Genomic DNA, 22,816 nt, shown 5'->3' with positions numbered 1-22,816 from the left:
GATGGCTGGAAATACTAAAGGATTGAAAGAATATGCTCAAAATAAAACTAAAATGACATTAGAAAAAGTAGATAAAGCCATTAGAGAACTATCTCTTGGCGAACATAAAATTAATTTTAATAGTGTATCTAATTTAAGTGGAGTATCTAAAAATTTTTTATATAAAAATGAAGAAATTAAGAAAAGAATTGAAGAACTTAGATACAAACAAACTGAAAAAGTTATAAAACAAAAACTTAAATATAATAAAACTGATAAGTCGAAAGATATTATTATACTTGCAAAAGATAAAAAGATTAAGGAAATTCAAGAAGAAAACAGAAAACTTAAAGGAGAATTAGAAGTTCTCAGAGGAAAATTATATGAAAAGATATAAACAAAATATAAACTACATTGATTATATATAATCAATGTATAAATTAAATAGAATCAATCCGTGTAGCATACGCTACACGAGATATTCAATTGAGGTGATATAAATGAGTAAAATAGAGATTTTTGATCCAGCTATGTGCTGTTCAACAGGAGTTTGTGGACCTAGTATAAATAAAGAACTTTTAAGAGTAGCAACAGCTATTAACAATATGGCTAAAAAGGGAGTTAATATTACGAGGCACAATCTGTCAAGTGAGCCTCAAGCTTTTATAGATAATAAGAAGGTCAATGAACTTTTGATGAAGGATGGTGCGGAGGTGCTTCCAATAACGCTTGTTGATGGCGAAGTAGTGAAGCTTAAAGCATATCCAACAAATGATGAATTTGCAAGTTGGTCAGGATTAGCTAAAAATGATATAGCACATATAAATATAAAAAAATCTAAGGGTCAATGTGGTTGTAGTGATAAAGGAGATTTATAATGTATAAATTATTTGATCCAGAAGATATACAAATGACGAAATATATATTTTTCACCGGAAAAGGTGGCGTTGGGAAAACTTCAACAGCTTGTGCAACAGCAATTACTTTAGCTGATAGTGGAAAAAATGTGCTCTTAATAAGTACAGATCCTGCGTCTAATTTACAGGATGTGTTTAAGGTTGAACTTAATAATAAAGGAACAGCTATAAAAGAAGTGCCTAATCTTACAGTAGTAAATCTTAATCCTGAAGAAGCCGCTAAGGAATATAGAGAAGCTGTTTTAGCACCTTATAGGGGAAAACTTCCAGAATCCGTCATAGTTAATATGGAAGAGCAGCTTTCAGGTTCCTGTACTGTTGAAATAGCAGCATTTAATGAATTTTCAAGCTTCATAACTGATGAAAATATAAGAAAAAAATACGATAACATAATATTTGATACAGCACCAACTGGTCATACCCTAAGGATGTTGCAGCTTCCTTCAGCTTGGAGTAATTTTATAAGTGAAAGTACTCATGGAGCATCATGTCTAGGACAATTGGCAGGGCTTGAGGATAAAAAAGAAATATACAAGGAGGCTGTTAAAGCCTTAGCAGATTTAAAAACTACTACATTAATATTGGTTTCGAGACCAGAATATTCACCACTTAAAGAGGCAGAAAGAGCATATCTTGAATTAAAAGCTATAGGAATTAATAATCAGTTTTTGGTTATTAATGGAATCCTCCAAAAAAGCTTTGAAAATGATGAAATATCAAGTGCCTTATATGGTAGACAGCAGTCAGCTATTAAAAATATTCCTGAGAATTTAAAGAATATTAAAATTTATAAAATTCCCTTGAGATCGTATAATGTTACAGGAATTAATAATGTAAGGATGATGTTAAAGGAAGATATTAAAGAAGATAATGATAATAAGCTTTCTACAGAAGATTTGAAGGGTATTAAAAGTCTTATTGATGAACTTTATTTAAATAAAAAGAAAGTAATTTTTACTATGGGAAAGGGCGGGGTTGGGAAAACTACTTTGGCAGCAACCATCGCACTAGGTCTTTCGGAAAAAGGTGTTAGGGTTCATTTAGCAACCACAGATCCAGCTGCTCACTTAAAATTTGTTATAAGTGAAGGAAATAACATAACTTTAAGTAAAATAGACGAAAAAGAGGAACTTGAAAAGTATAAAGAGGAAGTTCTAAAAAAAGCAGAAGAAACTATGAGTGAAGAAGATCTTGCTTATATAGATGAAGATTTACGTTCACCTTGTACTCAGGAAATTGCAGTATTTAGAGCTTTTGCAGATATAGTAGATAGGGCAGAAAATGAAGTGGTAGTTATAGACACAGCACCAACTGGACACACTTTATTGTTACTAGATTCAACGCAAAGTTATAATAAAGAAATTCAAAGATCTGAAGGAGATATTCCAGAATCAGTTTTGAAGCTTCTTCCTAGATTAAAAAATGAAAAGGAAACAGAAGTAGTAATAGTAACTCTTCCAGAAGCAACGCCTGTATATGAGGCTATGAGACTTCAAGATGATTTAAAAAGAGCTGGTATTAATAATAAATGGTGGGTAATTAATTCAAGTTTATTTATTACAAATACAAAAAGTGATTTTTTGAAGGTAAAATCTAAAAGTGAGATTGAGTGGATAAATAAAGTAAATGAAATATCTCATGGGAATTTTGCAGTTGTTCCATGGAGTGGTGGTGAACTTAAAGGAGAGGGTCTTAGAAAATTAATAAATGGCTAAACTTACTAAAGGAAGCTATGTTTTAAATAAGTGTGAAAATCAACACTTATTTAAAACATAGCCTAATAAATTAATTCACGAGGCTCTCTATACTAAAAGAATAATTAAACGTTGGAGGTTTCTGCAACTATTTTGTTTTTCTTAACTTTATTTCTTTATAAAGCATGAAAACTGTGAAAACAATGGCTGAATAGCCTGCTAGTGGATATAGAATATTTACTAATTTATCAAAAGGAAGCACTCCGCCGAAAACCATGCCGATAGCTGTAAGAATAGCAGCTATTATATTAAATTTTTTAGTTTTATCAACAGCGAATTTTCTAACTGTCATTAATAAAAATGAGGCTACTGCTGAGTAGATACTTACTACTATTAGCACTGAAAAAATTAATCCCAAGACTGGAGATATGTGTTTAGCAATGGCTAGTGTAGGAACTTGTTGACCAGCAATCAATTTGCAATAAACAAGTTCTGCAGTTGTAAGTAGAATAATTGCCGCAGTGAAAGCAACAGTTCCAATAAAAGCAGCAGCTTTAGCTTCTTTTACATTTTTTGCAGATGCACCACAATCAACTTGAAATGGTATGCTAACCATGAGTGCAAGAAAAGCGTAAAGTGCTCCTGACCATGCCCAATTTGAAGATGCAGACTTAAAACCTAGAGTTGGCATAAGCTTATTGGCATTAGACAATACAGATGGATCTTTTGCGAAAGTAATTATACCAGCAATACCTACTATTGCCACAAATACAATTTTAATAGGTCCTATAACACCAATTATGTCTACAAGTTTTTCCATTCCAAGAACTGTTGTACCAAGCGCAAGAAGAGCTATAATACCAGTGCCGATATATGTTGGGGTACCATAATATTGATGAATTGTTGCACCTGCACCAGCAAGCATAACAACGAATATAGCATATATTAGTACAACACTATACCATATATAAATCTGACCTATAAATTTACCACAATAATATTCAAATACATCATATGGATTGCTAAATTTCTTTCTTTGACCTACTCCGTATAATATATATGTTAAAACAATCATTATAATTAGGAAAATAAATGCTGCTAAAATGCCTTTTGTGCCACTTGTTGCAAAGAATTGCAATACCTCTTGTCCTGTTGCAAATCCAGAACCAATCCAATAGGCACAAAGTGCTCCCGCAAGAAGTAATACTTTTTTTAAGTTAAATGATTCTTTTTCCATTTTTATCGCTCCTTGTTTTTTTATCATATGATTTTGTGTATATTATTTTAATATATAGATTAATTTCCTATCATTATGTTAAGAATTTCCACATCGGTAGATTTCATACCATAACGTCCCATGCGGCCTATATTTTCAATGGTTTTTTCATAATCATTTTCGACTAATCCTTCTCCATATGGGAAAACTAGATTATTTTTTGCCATTTCATATCCTGTTATACCAGCTTCTACTGCACTAGAAATTTTTGCTGCACATGAAGCTTTTGCACCGTCACATATAATGCCGCTAACATTACCTAAAGTATTGATTATGGTTTTTCCAATAGTATCATATCCACAACCATTTAAGTATGCAATACCACAAGCAGCTGCTGTTCCAGCCGATACAGCTCCGCAATAGGCAGATAAATTTCCTATATAACGTTTTTGATGTATGGCTAAAAGGTTTGTTAATATAAGTGCTCTATAAAGGGTATCTTCGCTTGATTTCATTTCTTTGGCGTAAACAACAACAGGCATAGTGCAAGTAATACCTTGATTGCCACTTCCAGAATTAATAACTACGGGAAGGGCACAGCCATTCATTCTAGCGTCAGAGCCAGCTGCAGCAGCTGCTTTTGCTCTAATTCTTACATCTTTGCTATTGTATTTTAGAAGCGTTTGTCCAACACGACATCCCCAGTTATTGCTTAGTCCTTCTTCAGATATAGCGGAATTATATTCGATCTGTTTGCTAATTAGTTCCCTTACATCATCTAAATTTACCGTGTTAGCAAATTCGAGGATATCTTTAATGTTGAGTTTTGATTTGTCACCAAATTCTTGGGACATAATGTCAGGCTGCTCAAATATTATTTCATTATTCTTTTTTATTTTAGCAATGTGGTTGTGTTTACTTCTAACTTCAACGGAGGCAGTTTCATTCCCGGCTGTCAATTCTGCACAAATAAAGAGATTTTCTTCGCCCTCCTTTAATTCACATCGACAGAGCCCTTTTTCATACAATATTTTTGTTTTAAGTATATCTTCTTCACTTACTTGACTTATTACTTGAAGATCAAGATCTGCATTACCTGCAACAGCACCTAGTATAGCCGCAACTTCTACTCCTTTTTGACCACCAGAATTAGGTACTATAACACCTTTTACATTTTTAATGATATTACCACTGCATTGAATAACTATTTGCTCTGGCATTTTCCCAAGGACTTCCCTTGCTTTTGCAGCTGTAAGTGCAATAGCTATTGGCTCTGTGCATCCCATAGCTGGAATTAGTTCACCTTTTAATATTTTAATGTAATTATCGTATAGAAATTTATCCATTGAAGACATCTCCTTTAACTAATTACTTATTTGCCTTTTTTGAAAAAGGAAATTTGGCAAGTTTTACATCCGTTAGCAATAGTATCGCCTAAATGAAATTCATATCCCATTGCTTTAGCAATATTTCTGTCACCATCCATGGCAATATCACATAGTTTTTCACAGGTTGAATCATCAAATCCTAAATCCTGCCATGCTTTTAATAGTGGACAATGATGAAATTCAATATCTAATCTGTCTGCATCTTTGTTCTTAAGTTCAAGCTCAAAAGTTTTTATAGTATTTGGAGTAAAAAAAGTGTCCGCAAAACATTCAACATTTTCTGGATTTTCGCATTGTGATTTGATTTCTGCACCTTGAACTTGACCTGTTTGTGAAATTGCATCACGTAGAATTTTTTCTATTACTTCTTCAGGTATTCCTGCTTCTTTTGCTTTACAGTAAGTTAAACCTGTCCATGTTGCACGATGGCCTATTGCACCCCTTTGAATATTTACTACCTCGTCATCTTTAATAGTAATTTTGTTATTAATCATATCAATCGTCTCCTTTTTAATAATTAAATATTTTATTTTTGTATTTATGAAGTTATATAGTTTTTAAGATGTAGTATGAAAAGTGAAATGTTTTGTATAAGTAATATTATTAGGCTTAAATATATTTCAATATGTTGAACGCTAATATTATCAATACAATGCCTTTATATAGACATTTACACTTCACCTTTGATATAAAGTTTTACTTTGTTAATGATGTAATCATATCACGATGTACTAAACAAATCAATAGTTATTTAATAAATTTATATAATATTGATGAAAAAAGTTATAATGTGTTAGTTTGTAAATGTTTTCTACAAAAATAGTATCATTTAATAAAGAATGTAATATGATTACGCGAAAAGGTTATTTACTGATTAGTAGAGGACAGGAATATTTATTGACTTCAAGTTTCTTTCAATGTATAATTTTAACGACAACATAAAGAGGTGATTTTATGTGCGAAAAGGGCACGGATACATTGAAGAATCAAGTTTATGATGCTTTATTTTCTGATATTATTAATGGAGTATATCCTGTAGATACTATTTTAACTGAAAAATTTCTCATGGGTAAGTATAATGTAAGCCGCGCACCAATACGAGAGGCACTTATGCAGCTAACTGCAAATTATATTTTATCCAGTATACCAAGGCAGGGATATAAAATTCTTCAACCCAGTGAACAACGGTTTTTGGAAATTATTAAATTTCGTTCTGCATTGGAATGTTCGTTTTTAGAAAGTAATTTTATGTATATTGACAAATTATCAATCAAAGAATTAACAAAGATTTGTTCGGATTATAGCAATTGTCCAGAGGGAGATTTTAAGACACACTGGAAATACAATTGTAAATTTCACTTGAAGTTATTTTCAATTTATGGTAATAATTACGCATATAAGCTTTTGGAGGACTCTGTAAATATCCAAACGATTTTTTTTGTACAAAAAAAGTATTATGCTACAATGGATTTACATTTAGCTTTAATTGATTACATAGAAAAAGGTGAAATTGCTACAGCAGTATCAATCTTAAAAGCTGATATTGAAAAACTTATGGCTTTGGTTATATCTGCGCCAACACCAATTATTTAATAAAGAACTCGTCTCATTTAAACCCCAAATGTTAGATATAAAAGTCTAATATTTGGGGTTTTTAAGGTTGTAGCTATCTAATCTCACACATGTCTTAATACAAAATGCATATTTAACGTATAATAATTTACAAAGTATCTGTATAATTATATATATACCACTTGGAACGTTGAAATTATAAATTACAATTTATCGAGGAGAAGCCAAAGTACAAAGTACAGAGTACAAAGTACAATGAAGGACGACTTTTCTCCGTTAGCACTACGAAAAATCTGAAAATTTATTTTCAGATTGCTGCGCAATCGCGCCATTAATGGCGCTCAGCGAAGCTGAGGACATCTAAGTTTAAGATTTACCTGAGAGAATCGAAAGGTAAATCATCCTTCTTTGTACTCTGTACTTTGTACTTTGTACTCTGCTTTTCAAATTTTAATTTATCAGGATGAATTTGGTATTAATAATTTCAATCTTCAAAATGGTTTATCTTTAAATACTTTATAAGGATGGTGTAAATATGAAGAAGAGTGGCAATCAAAGAGAATTTAAAAAGATAAAAGGTCAATTTAATCAAATTGAAGAAATAATATACCATTCAAAACCTGCTGCACTTGTAGAGCATGAATCAGCCGTAAGAAAAAAATTAAGGCAGCTTAAAGAATTTGAAAATGATGGTTTTAGAGATTTTAACGATACATATGAAAAGTACTTTGAACTATTGCAAGAAACAGCAAGAAGGATGCTGGAGAATTATAATAGGAAAAATGGAACTGATTTTAATTTAGATGAAGTCGTACAGGAAAATTATAATATTCTTTTAAACTCAGGGTTTATGACCTTGCTTACAAAGTACCATATACCTAAACTAATTGCTAAAGACTTTGAAGAAAATTTTCCAGACAATCCTAAAGATGAGTATACTGAAACTCGAATGATGAAGAGAAAAATTTATATTCATTTGGGTGATACAAATACAGGCAAAACTTATAACGCTATAGAACGTCTTAAAACAGCAAGAAAAGGTGTATATCTATCACCGCTTAGAATTCTTGCTTTAGAGAACTTTGAAAAGCTAAATAATGAGGGAATAGTTTGTGATTTATTAACTGGGGAAGAGGAAATATTAAAACCTGGATCAACACATATTTCTTGTACAATAGAGAAGGTTAATTTAAGGGAACATTATGATATTGCAGTTATCGATGAAATACAAATGATTAAGGATAGACAAAGAGGAATGGCCTGGAGCAGAGCCTTGCTTGGCTTAAAGTGCGATGAAATTCATATATGTGGAGCAGCTAATGCAAGATACATATTGGAAACTGTTTTGCAAGATTGCAAGGATGATTACGAAATAAAAGAATATACAAGAGCAATTCCTTTAATTGTTGAAGAGAGAAACTTTAGTTATAAGGATGTTAAAAAGGGCGATGCCATTGTGGTATTTTCCAAGAAGCGAGTTTTGGAAATTGCACAAAACTATTCTAGCAAAGGAATAAAAGTTAGCGTAATATATGGAGATTTACCGCCTGAAGTTAGAAAAGCTCAATATGAGCAATTTATAAACAAAATTACAAAGATTTTAGTAACTACAGATGCAATAGGCATGGGAGTTAATCTGCCTATTAGAAGAATTATTTTTCTAAATATAAAGAAGTTTGATGGAGAGGAAATAAGAGAACTCACCTCACAGGAAGTAAAGCAAATAGCTGGTCGTGCTGGGCGAATTGGCATTTATGATGAAGGTTATGTAGCTTGCACGGAATATAATCAAGATTTTATTATAGATAAGCTTGAGGCTAAAGATAAAACTATAGAAAGTGCTGTTATTGGTCCTTCAGATGCAATACTCAAGATTAAAGGGCTGCCTTTAAGTGAAAAACTAGCTTTGTGGAGTACTAGAGAGGAAAAATTAGATTATTATAGTAAGATGGATATTAGTGACTACTTAACAGTTCTAGAGAGAATAAAAGGATATAAACTTAAAGAAGAAATTCAATGGGAATTGCTAAAAGTACCGTTTGATATAGCAAAAGAACCTTTGATGTACACATTTTTAGCATATGTAGAAGAACTATTTGTCAGTAAGCAGGATAGCTTATCTAGACCAGAATGTTTTACAGGTGATTTAGATGATTTAGAAATTTACTATCAAAAGATAAACATGTACTATTCCTTTTCTAAAATATTTAATTTAGCCTTTGATGTAGATTGGGTTTATAGTGAGAGAAGGAATGTGAGTGAGGATATAAATGATATATTGATTGGACTGTAAAAGATTGCTTTAATAACTTATAAATGCTATAATTAACAACATATTTGTATATATAAACCGTTTTAACTAAAAAAATTAAGTTTCAGGCGGTTTATTATTATTAAAACTTAATAATAAAATATAAGGTTGACGGTGCTACAATAAATTTAAAGTTTCCTAAGAGAAGCAAAGTTCACCATCATTAAATTGGAAGCAGGTGAAAATCCTGAACTATCCCGTAGCTGTAATAGATGAATTTTAGTATATTATGCCACTTGAAAATGGGAAGGCATACTAAAATGGTGATTCTTAAGTCAGAAAACAAGCCTATATTTTGCACCATTAACTCTACGAGTGATAGGGGGGAGCGAAGAAAAGATTAAATATCCAATATAGAGATATACCATGAGAAGCTTCAAAATTAATTTGTGAGAAAATGCCGTCTTCTGGGCATTGTTATGCAAATTGATTTTGGTAGTTGAGCCAGTATATTTATAATGTATATTGGGTTTGTTTTAAAATCCTTTTAACAGCTTTGTTAAAGGGATTTTTTTATTGGTGTCATTTTAAATAACTTTTATTGGAGGATTGAAAAATGCATATTGAAGATGGAATATTATCACCATTAGCATGGGGAAGTTATTATGCTGTAAGCACAGCTTTTATAATTCCAGGCATAAAGGAAATTAAAAAAAAGTCACAGGAAAATTTATATTATAAGCCATTTTTAGCCATGGTGGGAGTAGGTGTGTTTACAATTTCTTGCATGCACATACCAGTTCCAGTTACAGGTTCTTGCTCACATCCATGTGGCACACCGCTTGCAGCAATTTTGGTAGGACCTTTTGCAACGGCTGTGATTTCTGCTATAGGTTTATTTTTTCAAGCTATATTTTTAGGGCATGGAGGAATAACAACAATAGGAGCAAATGATTTTTCAATGGGAATAGTAGGAGGAATCTCAGGATATTTATGCTTTAAAGCACTTAGATATTTTAAAAGTCCTATTTGGTTAGCTGCGGCACTGGCAGGTTTTATTGGGGATTTGCTTACCTATTTAACCAGTGCTTTTGAATTGGCGCTTAATTTGCATGGACATGCTTCTCTATTTAAAGAGTGGCTGGTATTTTTCATGGGATATGGTCCTACACAATTACCACTGGCAGTAGCAGAAGCAATATTTACAGCAGCTGTCCTTCAAGCAATGCTTAAAAGACGTCCTGATCTTTTCAAGGATATTTTAAAAGAGGGGGACTTAAAATGAAGATTTTAGACAAGTTCACAAAAATCATGTTGGCAGTAATGATATGTATATTAATATTTATTTTTGGGGCAGGAAAATACATGGACAGCCACAAGATGGAAGCAGGTGGTACGGATGATAAGGTTAATAATTTAACACAAAAAAATCACCATCCTTTTATTGAATTACCAGGAGACGCAGAAGTGGGGGCTTTTTCAGTGGCAAATTTTTTTGCAGGTATAATTATTGGACATCACTGGGAGAAGCTTTTTGGAGATAAAGATAGCAAAACTAATGAGGAGCAAGCTTAATGCAGTATAAGTTAAAGAAAAACAAATTTGATAGTAGGGTAAAAACTGTAGTTGTATTTATTGCTATATTTGTTGCAGCAGTTTTAAATAATATTTATTTACTCACGATTTTATGGCTAGTAGCCTTGTTTTTATTGTTTTCTATTAAAGTGCCAATTGGAAAAATAGCAAAGCGTTTAAGTATACCTTTTGGCATTGCTTGGCTAGTTTTTATAAATGTTATTTTTACAAATGGACATATAGTAATACACACTATGGTAGTTGGTCCAATAACATTAAAAATATATAAAGAAGGTTTAAATTTAGGTATACTGATATTAATGAGAATTTTAGCAACAGTATCATTAGTGTCAGTACTTGCTTTTAGTACGGATATGATAGAAATACTAGAAACGCTTAGGCTTTGCAAAATTCCCAGTATTATTATTGATATAGCGGCTATGATGTATAGATATTTATATATAATTGGAGAGGTAACTAATAACATGAATCGTGCAAGAGTTAGTAGAATGGGAAATAATCGCTCTTGGTTTAATAAGGTAAGTGACACTGGCAAAATTGCTGGGTATGTTTTGAGTAAATCCCTTGATAGGAGTGTTCAAATTTACAATGCAATGCTATCTAGAGGGTACAATGAAAATAGCAAGAGCCCAAATTATTTTCAAAAACCAATTCCTAAATTTGATAGGTGCATTGGAGGTTTAATTGTAATAGTACTCTTAGGTTTAGCTATAATATTTTAAAAGAGGATTGAAGATACATGGAATTAATTAATATTAAAAATGCTAGCTATAGTTATGAGCAAGGTAAATTAGCTTTAAATAATGTAAATTTAAGTATTAAAGCAGGAGAAAAAGTTGCTATTTTAGGAGCTAATGGTGCAGGTAAATCTACTTTATTTCAAATGTTTAATGGATTACTTACGCCAGCAAAGGGCACAGTAACCGTTGATGGTTTAGAAACAACGAAGAAAAATTTATTAAAAATAAGAAGCAACGTTGGTATGATTTTTCAAGATTCAGATGATCAGCTTTTTAATTCAACGGTTCATCAAGAAATAGCTTATGGCTTAATGAATATGGGAGTTAAAGGTGAAGAATTAGAAGAAAATATAAAGTGGGCATTGAAGGCTGCAGGTATAGAAGGATATGAAGATAGAAGCCCCTTTAATTTAAGTGGTGGTGAAAAAAAGAGGGTAGCCTTAGCGAGTGTCCTTTCAATGAAACCTAAGGTTTTAGTTTTGGATGAACCTACAGCTGCATTAGATCCTAGAGGAGTTAGCCAGATAGTAACATTATTAAACAAAATTAATGAGGAATTGGGGATAACTTTAATTTTTGCTACGCATGATGTGGATATCGTTCCGCTTATAGCAGATAAAGTTTATTTGCTAAACAAAGGTGAAGTGGTATTGGAAGGTACAACGAAAGAAGTTTTTAGCAACAAAAAAGTAATTAGAGATATAGGGCTTAGGCTTCCTAGAGTGGCGCATTTAGCTGAAATTTTAGCTAGAGATGGATTTATAAATATAGCTAATGGAGAATTACCATTAACTATTGGCCAAATTAGAAGGATTTTAGAAGAAAATAATTAATGTTTTTCTATACATAAACCATTTCAACTACCTAAATCAATTTGCATCAAAATGCTCAGAAGCCGGGATTTTGATACAAATAAATTTTAAGTTTCGAGGTGGCTTATCTTTATAAGGAGGAAGTTTATGTGTAATAAATGTAAAGATAATCATACAAAATTATTCCATACATTAAAAAAACAAAATGTTCAAATTACAGATTCCTATTTTGAAAATGCCTTTAATAAAGAAATTAGCTATTTAATGTGCCTAGAACCAGATAGATTGCTAAGCTCCTTTAGAGAAACAAAAGGGCTTGAACCGAAAGCAAGAAGATATGGAGGTTGGGAGGATTCAGAAATACGTGGACATACCCTAGGTCATTATTTAACTGCAATTTCTCAAGCTTATGCGACAACAAAAGATACTAAAATTGGTGAAAGAATTGAATATATAGGTAAAGAGTTAGAAGAAAGCCAATTAGATAATGGGTATTTATCTGCATTTCCAGAAGAGGCTTATGATAAGGTTGAGCAAGGAAAAAGAATTTGGGTTCCTTGGTATACCATGCATAAAATTATTGAAGGAATTGTAGCAGCATATAAATTAACAGGCTTTGAAATATACAAAAATATTGGAGAAAAGCTTGGAGATTGGGTAGCTAATCGTGTAAACGGATGGGATGAGAAAACGAAACTTCGAGTTCTTTCACTTGAATATGGTGGAATGAATGATTGCATGTATGACTTATATAACATTGTCCCAAAGGAAGCTTATTTAAAGGCGGCTCATCAATTTGACGAACTTGCATTATTTCAGGCTGTTCACGATGGAAAAGATATTCTAAATGGACTACATGCAAATACAACCATTCCTAAATTTGTAGGAGCTTTAAATCGTTATTTTACCTTAGGAAAGGCTGAAAAATATTATCTTCATGCGGCTGAAAGCTTTTGGGAGATGGTAGTAAAGCATCATTCTTATGTTACAGGTGGAAATAGTGAATGGGAACATTTCGGAGAGCCAGATATACTTGATGCTGAACGTACGACCTGTAATTGTGAAACCTGTAATGTGTACAATATGTTGAAGCTGTCAAAGGGTTTGTATCAGGCAACAGGAGAAAAAAAATATATTGATTTTTATGAAAATGCATTATTAAATGCTATACTATCTTCTCAAAATCCTGAAACTGGAATGACAATGTATTTTCAGCCTATGGCAACAGGATATTTTAAGGTTTATGGACATCCGTTTGATAATTTTTGGTGTTGCACAGGTACGGGTATGGAGAACTTTACTAAGTTAAATGATGCCTTGTATTTTAGAGATGAGAATACAATTATTGTTGCAGAATATATTTCTTCAATTGTAGAACTTCCAGATAAAAAAATAAGATTTATTCAAAAATCCTCTATTCCAATAAGTAATAATGTAAGCTTTATAATTGAAACAGAAGAGAAAGCTGAAGTTAAGTTAGCAATTAAATTTAGAATTCCAGCATGGACTAAAGAACCTACAGTGTTTAAGGTTAATGAGCATATAATTGAAGTTGTAGCTAAAGATGGGTGGATAACCTTAGATCAAAAATGGCAAAATGGTGATAAAGTTGAATTGATATTGACAGCTGGTGTTAGCTTTAAAACCTTGCCAGACAATGAAGCAGCAGTGAGTTTTTGCTATGGACCTTATGTTTTAAGCACTGGCATGGGAAAGAACGATATGGTTAAATCAAAAGTTGGTGTGGATGTATCTATTGCAACTAAGAACTTTTCAATAAAGGACTATATTGTAGTTAAGGATGTTAAGGAATGGCTAAAAGCTTTAAACAAAAATTTAGTTAGAATTGATTCAAATAAACTTGAATTTAAACTTATTGGAACTGATGAAGACGAGCATTTTTTGTTTACACCTCACTTTGCTAGGCACAATGAACGTTATGGTATTTATTTTAATCTTGTGGAGCCTAATTCTTCAAAATTAAAAAAATATCTAGCAGAACAAGAAAGTCAGGATAAATTGCAAAAAGCAACGATTGATAGTTTCCCAATAGGAAATGATCAGTATGAACTTCAGCATAATTGCATTGAGAAAAATTCTTATAATGGGAGCTGGGAAGGATTTTCCTTTAGACGTGCAGAGAAGGGTGGCTTCTTTGAATACAGCCTTAAAGTTGAAGAAGGATTACCCTGCACTTTAATATTTAGGCAAAGAATAAATGAAGAAAATCAATTTAAGGTATTGGTTGATGGAATTGAAATTGAGAAAAGCAATGAATTTAAAAAGACTAATTTGTTTGTGGCAGTAAGTTATGACATTCCGGAGGCTTTAATAAAAGGAAAAGATAAAATTACAGTTAAATTTATCCCTAAATCTAATGAAGCCTTTGGTGTTTATGGAGTTATGAAGGTTGTGAGGAAATTTGATTTATCAATGATAAAGGGAATGGTTTAAATGATAGTTATTAGCAATCCAACTTCACTAGCTACTCTGATTTTAGTCCTATAATACTGTTTGGGGTATCGTCAATATTGCCTACTTAATGTTGGTGATACCTTTATTTGTTATTAGACAACACTGTTGACAAAATAATACATATGTAATACAATACGAATATATCTAAAAGATATAACTTATAAATATAAGGAGTAAAACATTATGAAAAGTTCAGGTAATAAAACTAAGTTTCTTATCCTAGGATTATTAAGTGAAGAACAACTATCTGGTTATGAAATAAAAAAAATAGTGGATATGCGATTTTCATTCTTTTGGAGTGAGAGTTTCGGGCAGATATATCCTCAATTAAAAAGACTAAATGAAGAAGGATTAATAGAGGAAGTGGTAGTGGAGGATTCGGAGAATATTAAGAAAACTAAAAAATATTCTATAACGGATAAGGGAATTTCTGAATTAAAAGAATGGTTGGAAGAGCCAGTAGAAAAGGAATCAGTTAGATATGAGATTTTACTGAAAATGTATTTTTCTAATATTATTTCGCCGGAAGTTATGTTAGAACACATAAGAGAATTTCAAATATCTCATAGAAAACAGGCAAAACTTTTTGAAAAATTTCAACAGCAATTAGAGGAATACAAAGATGTGCACAGCAATCATAAGGATATATTAATGGTGCTTTCTTTTGGAAAAAAGGTATGGAAAGCTTACGATGAGTGGTGTGAGGAAGTTAGCGAAGTGTTAGAAAATAGAATGGAAGGAAGAGAAAAATAATGAAAGTTACTTTTTCGTATAGAGCATTGATTATATTTATATTGCTTATGCTGCCTAATGTTGTCTATTTTATATCACCTCCAACGGATGTTCCAAAAACTTTGGGTGGCAGTGTAAAATTAATAGGCGCTGCTGAAAATGCAATTAGGGCAATTTCTTTTTTATTATTATTTTTTGTACCAAAGAATCCAAATGCTAGTTTAAAAAGTCCTTGGGTAATTGGAATAGTAATTTTTATGGTATTATATTTTGTACTATGGGGAAGGTACTTTTTAGAAGGTAGTTCTTATGCAGTTTTAGGTAAAGATTTTTTAGGTATTCCTATGCCTATGGTAATTTTTCCAGTAGGTTGTCTTATTTGTACAGGATTTTGGCTGAATTGTATTCCGGCAGTAATATCACTTGTGATTTTTGGAATAGTTCATGCTCTTTCACATTTTGTAGGAAATTAAGTTTGCCGAAGGGAGAAAATTAATTATGAAGGAAACAGTTTTAATCACTGGAGCATCAAGCGGAATAGGTTACGAACTTGCAAGAGTATTTGCTTCACATAAATATAATCTTATTTTGGTTGCAAGAAGTGCTAAAAAACTTAATGAATTAGCCGAATTGCTAAGAAATCAGTATGATGTAAAAGTAGATGTAATGGCACACGACTTATCGCAGGTTGGTGCTTCAAAGAAATTATTTGATGAGGTTAAAAGTTTGCAGATAACAGTAGATGTTCTAGTAAACAATGCTGGAGTAGGCAACGTTGGATTTTTTCATGAAACCGAATTGAATAAAGACGCAGAAATGATACAATTAAATATTACTGCCCTTACTGAAATGACAAAATTATTTTCAAGGGAAATGGTAAAGAGAAAAAAGGGTAAGATTTTAAATGTTGGTTCCACAGGTTCTTTTGCTCCAGGACCGTATATTGCTGTGTATTATGCAACAAAAGCTTATGTGCTATCATTTTCTAAAGCTATTGCAAAAGAACTTAAGGCATATGGTGTCACAGTTACCGCCTTATGCCCTGGTGCAGTTAAAACAAATTTTTGTAAAACAGCAGGAAAGAGAGATGTACCTGGAGCTATGGAAGCAAGCGTGGTAGCAAAGCTTGCTTATGAAGGACTATTAAAAAATAAGGAAGTAATAGTTCCAGGAGTACAAAATAAAATATTAATAAGATTGCCTAAGGGTTTAGTAAGCAGTATTAATTTTAAAAATCAACAAAAGTTATCTCTCAAAAATCATTAAATATGCTAAATTTTAAATTTCCCAATTAGTTCTGTAAGTTTTTGAGCTAATTCAGCTTGATTTTCAGATGATTCTGCGACTTGATTAATTGCTATTGCAACATCATTAATGCTGTGAATTATTTGATTTGAACCAGTTTTTGATTTTTCCGCTGTTCCAGAAACATTTTCAGCAGCGTTTGTTACTTGTTTGATTGCTTCACTTATTTGTTTTGATGATGCAGCGGTTTCTTCAGCTATAACATTTATAAATTCAGCATCTTTTTCATATTGTAAACCTGTATTTAATAACAATTCCAGTGAAGGCTTTACATTTTCTAAAACGTATAAAAGGACGTCTTCACTGCTTTTGGATAAATTATCAAAGGCTTTACTAATTTCAGATACCATGTTTTGTATGTTACCTACCAAATCAGATGATTGCTCGGCAAGTTTTCTAACTTCATCTGCAACAACTGCGAAGCCTTTGCCTTGTTCTCCAGCTCTAGCAGCTTCAATTGCAGCGTTTAATGCAAGAAGATTTGTCTGTTCTGCTATACTGCCTATAGAATTAGCCATAGATTTAATTTCATCTACAATTTTTCCATCCTCTATTGCTTGTAAAATATTTTCATGTTTTTTAGCATATATAATATTTCCCTCTTGAATACTATTTTCTGCCTTTTGTTTTATAGTTAAGGCACGCTTTTTTATATCATTTACAGCAGTAACAGTATTTTCAGATTTTTGTGCAAGTTGAATAATAGTTTTCTCAATGCTATGGGAAGATAAATTTACATTTTCTGCAGATGTACTTAATTCTTTGGAACCACTTGCTATTGTATGGGTTGACTCACTAACAAGATCCATTGTCGATGAAATTTCCTCTGTAGTTGCTGATAATTCTTCACTTATTGCGCTAATATCGCTTGAACTATTTATGATTTCAGATATTAATTCTTTTGTATTTTCATTGGCTTTATTTAAAGCAATAGCTAATTGTCCGATTTCATCTTTAGAGTGAACCTCTATGGATTGTTTTAAATCGCCATTTTGTAAAGCTACTGCAAAATTTAAAATTTGTTTAACTTGTTTTGAAATAGCAAGGGCTATAATTGATCCTAGAAAAATTGCCATAATTAAGCCTAAAATAGTTATACCACAAGTTATGTAGAAAGAATTTTTAAAGGTAGCAATATTTGAGATATTTGAATTATTTGCTTCAGTAGTATTCATAGTTATAAGTTTATCTAAGTCAGAATAAATCAGTTTTCTTTTACTAGTCAATTTTGGAAAATTGGCATCTGCTTCAGCAAAATTACCACTCATTGCATAGCTTGTTATAATATTAATAGTATTTTCGTAATTTTCTACATCTTGTTTTAGTTTTGAAAAGGTACTTTTATAGTTATTAGATAAAAACTTTTTTTCATAATCAGAAATAAGTGTATTAGTAGTGTCAGTTAATTTGTTAATATCAGCTAAAATACTAGGATTTTGTCCATTTTTGTTATTTTGATATACTAGTTTTAGTGCATCAGCACGTATATCTGAAAAATTTTGCTTTATAGCTGTTAATGATTTTATGGAGCTAAAATTATAACTATACATTGAAATTGCATTTGTGTTTATTTTGTTCATATTAATAATGCTTATTCCGCCAACAATTCCAATAAAAATGGATATAATAGAAAATGATAATATAAGTTTTTGAGATATTTTTAAATCATTAAAGTATTTCATAAAAAGCCTCCTATATATTGTGCTATATTGATATATTCGGCGAGATACTTATGTTATTAACATAAATAATGATGGGCTAAATAGAGATAAGTGGCAATTGAGTAGAGGGAGGAAAGTATGACAAATTCTGAAAGTAGAAAAGAGTATATGAGGCGTATTTATAAAGTTCAAGATTACATAGAAACTAACTTATATTCATCTCCATCTCTTGAAGAACTTGCTTTTGTTGCAGGTTTTTCAAAGTTTCATTTTCACAGAATTTTTAAGAGTTTAGTAAAGGAATCTTTATCACAATATGTGAACCGTTTGAAGCTAGAGAGAGCAGCTTATATGCTTATTCATAGACAGGAGATGACAGTTACAGAAATAGCTTATTATCTTGGCTTTGTTGATTCAGCTGTTTTTTCTAGGGCGTTTAAAAATCATTTCAAAATAAGTCCAACCTATTATAAAAAACATTATAGCAAGAATTGCAAAGAACCTTATAAAATTTCTAAGTATAATGATTATGTAGCAAAAATTGAAGATGAGAGTAAAGGGCTTCCTGTTAAAGTAAAGGTTGAAATATTAACGATTTCTGAGGTAAAGGTTGCCTATGTTAGATATATTGGAACTTATAAAAATTTGGCGGCTCAGTATTCAAAACTTTTGCAAAAATTAATCAAATATCTAGAGGAGCAAAAGTTTAGTCAAGCTAAAGATTCAAAATTATTAACAATTTATCATGATAATCCTGAGTTTACAGAAAAGCATAAATTAAGAACTAGCATTTGTATTACTATTAACCATAATGCTGCTATAAATGAAGCTAATGATCTTGGTTGTATGCTTATACCTTCAGGAAAATATGTTGTAGGTCATTTTGATATTTTTCAAAGTCAATATAGTGATGCTTGGGATTTTATGTATGAAAAGTGGCTAACCAATAGTGGTTATAAGCCTTGTGATTCTTTCCCTTTTGAAGTATATCTTAATGATCCAAATACTAATTTAGAACATAAACATTTGGTTGATATATACTTACCCATTGAACCGCTTTAATACGCCTGCCTTTACTCTTGCAAATGGGGTGAATTAATGAAAGAAATAAAAATTCATGGAGCAAGAGCTCATAATCTAAAAAATATAAATGTATGTATTCCTAAAAATAAGCTTGTAGTTGTATCAGGCGTCAGCGGCTCTGGTAAATCTAGCCTTGCATTTGACATTGTATTTGAAGAAGGTCGCAAACAATATCTTAAAGCACTAGGTATACTTAATGAAATTGATAACGAGAGCAAGTTTGACAGTATTGAAGGGTTAGGTCCTACCATAGCAGTTCAGCAAAATATTCTTAGGCAAAGTAACCCTCGGTCAACAGTAGGATCAAGAACTGGAATTATTAATATGCTTGCATTACTTTATGCAGGGGAAGGTCAAATAATCTGTTCTTCTTGTGGCACTCCAGTAGATAATAAGCTTATTTGTAAAACTTGCGGAAATGAAGAGGAAAGGTTAAAGCCAAGTTATTTTTCATACAATTCTTCAGAGGGAATGTGCATGAAGTGTTCTGGCCGCGGAGCATATTTTGAAATTAAGCTTGAAAAACTAGTTCCAGACAAGGAAACAACTCTAGAACAGGTTTTTTATAGCGCTAAAGTTACACAAGGCTTTATGAAACTGCTTAGGAAAAGGTTTCAAGAGTATTTTTTAATGCCATTTTGGAAGCTGCCAGAAGAAGTTAGAAATGAAGTAGTCTATGGTCAGTATGAAAATGGAAAGCGAAGTTACTGTTTAATAAGGGCTTTTCAAAGTCGTTATGATAAGGGTGAAGATTTAGCTGGCAACTATACTATGACTGATTGTTCAGCTTGTCATGGTTTTCGAGTTGGCGAAGAGGCACGTAGAGTTTTTCTAAATGGGAAGCATATTGGTGAACTTGGAAAAATGACAATTTCAGAGCTGCAAAATTTTCTTGAAGCTTTCTTAAAGCAGAGGACATTAACACAATTTGGTGAAAATCTACTTAAAGATATATTAGCAAAAACAAATCATTTAATAAAATTTAGATTAGGTCACTTAAGCTTATACAGGGAAATGTCAACTTTGAGCGGCGGTGAAATCCAAAGACTTTTTCTAAATTCACATCTAGAGTCAAAGCTAAATTCACTAATTTATGTACTTGACGAGCCTACAGCAGGCTTACATGAAGCTGAAAAGCTAGAAACCTTGAAGGCAATTAAAGAATTAAAGGAATTAGGCAATACAGTTATTATAGTAGAACACGATAAAAATGCAATCAAAATGGCAGAGCACATTATTGATATTGGACCTAAAGCAGGCAATTTTGGTGGTCAATTAGTATATCAAGGCAATTTAGAAGGTTTGCTTAAAGCTAAGGAGTCAATTACTGGTCAGTATCTTTCAGGAAAAATTAGTATGCCAAAAAGAAAAACATATCAAAATATTAAAAATGATAAAGAAAGAAAAAGTTTGACTATTAGAAATGCAAACACAAATAATCTTAATAACGTAACAGTAACTGTGCCTTTAGGAGCTATGGTTGGAATAGCTGGAAAATCAGGCTGTGGCAAAAGTTCGCTTATATCAGATACGCTACTCCCGCTTATTAGAAGCTATTTTAATAGTGGTAGAACGGATAGGTTAGAGGGCATGGAGCATATAGCTGGGTATGCAGAAATTTCGCAGGCGCCAATTGGTAAAAACATGAATTCAACTCCTGCCTCTTATATAGGTATACTAGATAAAATACGTATACTGCTTGCCTCAGAGGGAGAAGCGGTGAAACGAAAATTTACTGCTGGTCATTTTTCCTTCAACTCAAAAGGAGCTTGTGCTAAATGCGGCGGAAGCGGCTTTGAAAAAATTTGGCTTACAAGTAATTTAAGCATAAATAAAATTTGCACGGAATGTCAGGGAAAAAGGTTTAATACTGAGGCTTTATCTATTAAATACAGATATAAAAATATTTATGATATCCTAGAAATGACTGTGTCTGAAGCAGTAAAATTTTTTCAAGATAACTTAAGTATAGTAAAAGCTTTAGAGGTATTAGAGAAAATTGGCATGGGATATATAAAATTAGGTCAGCCAGCACCTACCTTAAGTGGTGGTGAGGCTCAAAGAATTAAACTTGCAAAGGAGCTTTCTAAAAGGAGAAAAGGCAACATTCTTTATGTGCTTGATGAACCAACTACAGGACTTAGTTTATATGATACAGCAAAGCTTATTGAGTTATTGGATGAGCTTATAGAAAAGGAAAATTCTGTTATCGTCATTGAACATAATATAGAAGTCCTAAAGAACTGTGATTGGATTGTTGAACTTGGTCCAGAAGGAGGACAAAATGGCGGATATATTATTGCAGAAGGTTCTCCAAAGGCATTAAAGGAAAACTCAAAATCTATAACGGGGAGGTATCTGTAATGGAAGATATAAATCAGAAAAAGCTTTCGGAACTTGAAGATATAATAAGTATAGAATATAAAAATATAAACGGAATAGTGGTTTTGCATAAAGGAAATATTATCTTTGAAAAATATTATAATGGTTATGATTCTGAAGATGCCTTGCATGTGGCGTCTGTGACAAAAAGTATTGTATCTGCTCTAATTGGCATTGCAATAGACAAAGGATACATTAAGAGTGTGAATCAAAGGGTGCTGGATTTTTTTCCTGAATATGTTTATGACCATAGTGAAGTGCAAAAACGGGCAATAACTATACGTCATCTTCTTACAATGACTGCTCCATATCCTTTTAAAAATTGGCATGAGCCTTTTGATAGATTGTGCAGACAACCAGATTGGATAAAATACACCCTTGATGGTTTGGGGCAAGGGGGAAAAATTGGAGATTTTAAATATTCTTCTGAAGGAGTTCACCTGCTTTCTGCAATAATTACCCGAAGTACAGGAAAATCTGCCCGTGAATTTGCTAATGAAAATTTATTTAGGTTAATAGGAATGCGAGAAATCCCAGATTATCCAATGAAAGGTTTTAGGTGTGATGATTTATTTGGAGAAAAACTAAGAGGTTGGGTAAAGGATCCAAAAGGAAATTCTACAGGTGGATGGGGAATTACTTTAACACCAAGAGATATGGTTAGATTTGGACTTTTATATTTAAAGCAAGGTATTTGGAACGGAGAACAGGTTATTCCTAAAGCATGGATTGATGAAACAATAACTGCTCATTCAGAAGCAAAATTTAACAAATTCACATTAAAGTATGGCTACTTATGGTGGTTAAAAGAGGATAATGGTCTTTTATACTCGGCTATTGGAGATGGTGGAAATATTATTTGCTGCATACCTGACAAAGAATTAGTTATTGCAATTACAGCTGAGTGTACAGGTAAACAATTCAATGCGATAAAACTACTAACAAGTTTCGAAAAAACATTGTAAAGCAATGAGACTGTCGCAATAAAAAATATCTAACCGCAATTTTTAAAC

20 protein-coding genes and 1 riboswitch are annotated in these 22,816 nt (G+C 32.0%); of the genes, 16 read left to right on the top strand and 4 right to left on the bottom strand.

Features of this window, described 5'->3' with window-relative positions:
• Position 1 precedes the first annotated feature (1 nt).
• The 3 genes from CUEA01_RS21810 to arsA all read left to right on the top strand — a co-directional run bounded on the left by CUEA01_RS21810 (position 2) and on the right by arsA (position 2,611).
• Entirely contained in the window at positions 2-376 is a 375-nt protein-coding gene (locus CUEA01_RS21810) for a DUF6262 family protein (protein ID WP_234120276.1), read from the top strand.
• 103 nt (positions 377-479) lie between these two features.
• A complete protein-coding gene (gene arsD, locus CUEA01_RS21805) occupies positions 480-857 on the top strand; it encodes an arsenite efflux transporter metallochaperone ArsD (protein WP_234124255.1) in 378 nt (125 codons plus the stop codon).
• Positions 857-2,611, top strand: coding sequence for an arsenical pump-driving ATPase (gene arsA / locus CUEA01_RS21800; RefSeq protein ID WP_234124253.1), 1,755 nt, complete (start codon positions 857-859; stop codon positions 2,609-2,611). Before arsD ends, arsA begins: the two co-directional genes overlap by 1 nt.
• 127 nt (positions 2,612-2,738) lie before the next feature.
• Here the strand turns inward: arsA and CUEA01_RS21795 are convergent, their stop codons facing one another.
• The 3 genes from CUEA01_RS21795 to CUEA01_RS21785 are packed head-to-tail and all read right to left on the bottom strand — an operon-like array spanning position 2,739 to position 5,688.
• Positions 2,739-3,827 carry a YkvI family membrane protein gene (locus CUEA01_RS21795; RefSeq protein WP_234124251.1) on the bottom strand — a complete coding sequence of 363 codons (1,089 nt, stop codon included), beginning with the start codon at positions 3,825-3,827 and terminating at the stop codon, positions 2,739-2,741.
• A gap of 59 nt (positions 3,828-3,886) precedes the next feature.
• Complete coding sequence (locus tag CUEA01_RS21790) at positions 3,887-5,152, bottom strand: L-cysteine desulfidase family protein (RefSeq protein ID WP_234124249.1); 1,266 nt, start codon at positions 5,150-5,152, stop codon at positions 3,887-3,889.
• A gap of 26 nt (positions 5,153-5,178) precedes the next feature.
• Positions 5,179-5,688: an L-2-amino-thiazoline-4-carboxylic acid hydrolase gene (locus CUEA01_RS21785; protein ID WP_234124246.1), complete on the bottom strand. Its 510-nt coding sequence runs from the start codon at positions 5,686-5,688 to the stop codon at positions 5,179-5,181.
• Positions 5,689-6,148: 460 nt separating this feature from the next.
• Here CUEA01_RS21785 and CUEA01_RS21780 point away from each other — a divergent pair, with 460 nt between their 5' ends.
• The 10 genes from CUEA01_RS21780 to CUEA01_RS21735 all read left to right on the top strand — a co-directional run bounded on the left by CUEA01_RS21780 (position 6,149) and on the right by CUEA01_RS21735 (position 16,638).
• Positions 6,149-6,787, top strand: a complete 639-nt coding sequence (locus tag CUEA01_RS21780) for a GntR family transcriptional regulator (protein WP_234124244.1) — start codon at positions 6,149-6,151, stop codon at positions 6,785-6,787.
• A 514-nt stretch (positions 6,788-7,301) separates the two neighbouring features.
• Positions 7,302-9,059, top strand: a complete 1,758-nt coding sequence (locus CUEA01_RS21775) for an SUV3 family DEAD/DEAH box RNA helicase (RefSeq protein ID WP_234124242.1) — start codon at positions 7,302-7,304, stop codon at positions 9,057-9,059.
• 157 nt (positions 9,060-9,216) lie between these two features.
• Positions 9,217-9,383: riboswitch (cobalamin riboswitch) on the top strand.
• A gap of 250 nt (positions 9,384-9,633) precedes the next feature.
• The gene (locus CUEA01_RS21770) at positions 9,634-10,302 is read left to right on the top strand and encodes an energy-coupling factor ABC transporter permease (RefSeq protein WP_234124240.1); all 669 of its coding nucleotides are present in this window, start codon (positions 9,634-9,636) and stop codon (positions 10,300-10,302) included.
• Positions 10,299-10,592 (top strand): hypothetical protein, encoded by a 294-nt coding sequence (locus CUEA01_RS21765; protein ID WP_234124238.1) that lies wholly within the window; start codon positions 10,299-10,301, stop codon positions 10,590-10,592. The genes CUEA01_RS21770 and CUEA01_RS21765 overlap by 4 nt, the downstream gene beginning before the upstream one ends.
• Positions 10,592-11,335: a cobalt ECF transporter T component CbiQ gene (gene cbiQ, locus CUEA01_RS21760; RefSeq protein WP_234124236.1), complete on the top strand. Its 744-nt coding sequence runs from the start codon at positions 10,592-10,594 to the stop codon at positions 11,333-11,335. Before CUEA01_RS21765 ends, cbiQ begins: the two co-directional genes overlap by 1 nt.
• A 17-nt stretch (positions 11,336-11,352) precedes the next feature.
• Positions 11,353-12,186 carry an energy-coupling factor ABC transporter ATP-binding protein gene (locus CUEA01_RS21755; protein ID WP_234124234.1) on the top strand — a complete coding sequence of 278 codons (834 nt, stop codon included), beginning with the start codon at positions 11,353-11,355 and terminating at the stop codon, positions 12,184-12,186.
• Between the two features lie 126 nt (positions 12,187-12,312).
• Positions 12,313-14,619 carry a beta-L-arabinofuranosidase domain-containing protein gene (locus tag CUEA01_RS21750; protein ID WP_234124232.1) on the top strand — a complete coding sequence of 769 codons (2,307 nt, stop codon included), beginning with the start codon at positions 12,313-12,315 and terminating at the stop codon, positions 14,617-14,619.
• A 204-nt stretch (positions 14,620-14,823) separates the two neighbouring features.
• Positions 14,824-15,393, top strand: a complete 570-nt coding sequence (locus CUEA01_RS21745) for a PadR family transcriptional regulator (protein ID WP_234124231.1) — start codon at positions 14,824-14,826, stop codon at positions 15,391-15,393.
• Positions 15,393-15,845, top strand: coding sequence for a hypothetical protein (locus tag CUEA01_RS21740; RefSeq protein ID WP_234124229.1), 453 nt, complete (start codon positions 15,393-15,395; stop codon positions 15,843-15,845). Before CUEA01_RS21745 ends, CUEA01_RS21740 begins: the two co-directional genes overlap by 1 nt.
• A 25-nt stretch (positions 15,846-15,870) precedes the next feature.
• Positions 15,871-16,638, top strand: coding sequence for an SDR family NAD(P)-dependent oxidoreductase (locus CUEA01_RS21735; RefSeq protein WP_234124228.1), 768 nt, complete (start codon positions 15,871-15,873; stop codon positions 16,636-16,638).
• 5 nt (positions 16,639-16,643) lie between these two features.
• Here the strand turns inward: CUEA01_RS21735 and CUEA01_RS21730 are convergent, their stop codons facing one another.
• Positions 16,644-18,359, bottom strand: coding sequence for a methyl-accepting chemotaxis protein (locus CUEA01_RS21730; RefSeq protein ID WP_234124226.1), 1,716 nt, complete (start codon positions 18,357-18,359; stop codon positions 16,644-16,646).
• A 117-nt stretch (positions 18,360-18,476) separates the two neighbouring features.
• On the opposite strand from CUEA01_RS21730, the gene CUEA01_RS21725 reads away from it, so the two are divergent.
• Genes CUEA01_RS21725 through CUEA01_RS21715 form a run of 3 tightly spaced genes read left to right on the top strand, consistent with a single transcriptional unit; the run spans position 18,477 to position 22,768 of the window.
• Positions 18,477-19,400: an AraC family transcriptional regulator gene (locus CUEA01_RS21725; protein WP_234124224.1), complete on the top strand. Its 924-nt coding sequence runs from the start codon at positions 18,477-18,479 to the stop codon at positions 19,398-19,400.
• A 36-nt stretch (positions 19,401-19,436) separates the two neighbouring features.
• Entirely contained in the window at positions 19,437-21,785 is a 2,349-nt protein-coding gene (locus CUEA01_RS21720; RefSeq protein ID WP_234124223.1) for an excinuclease ABC subunit UvrA, read from the top strand.
• Positions 21,785-22,768 carry a serine hydrolase domain-containing protein gene (locus CUEA01_RS21715; protein ID WP_234124221.1) on the top strand — a complete coding sequence of 328 codons (984 nt, stop codon included), beginning with the start codon at positions 21,785-21,787 and terminating at the stop codon, positions 22,766-22,768. The genes CUEA01_RS21720 and CUEA01_RS21715 overlap by 1 nt, the downstream gene beginning before the upstream one ends.
• The last annotated feature ends 48 nt before the right edge of the window (positions 22,769-22,816 follow it).

The sequence above is a fragment of the Clostridium hydrogenum genome (assembly GCF_021432385.1).
GTDB lineage: Bacteria > Bacillota > Clostridia > Clostridiales > Clostridiaceae > Clostridium_S > Clostridium_S hydrogenum.
This window is presented reverse-complemented; position numbering and strand designations above follow the sequence as displayed.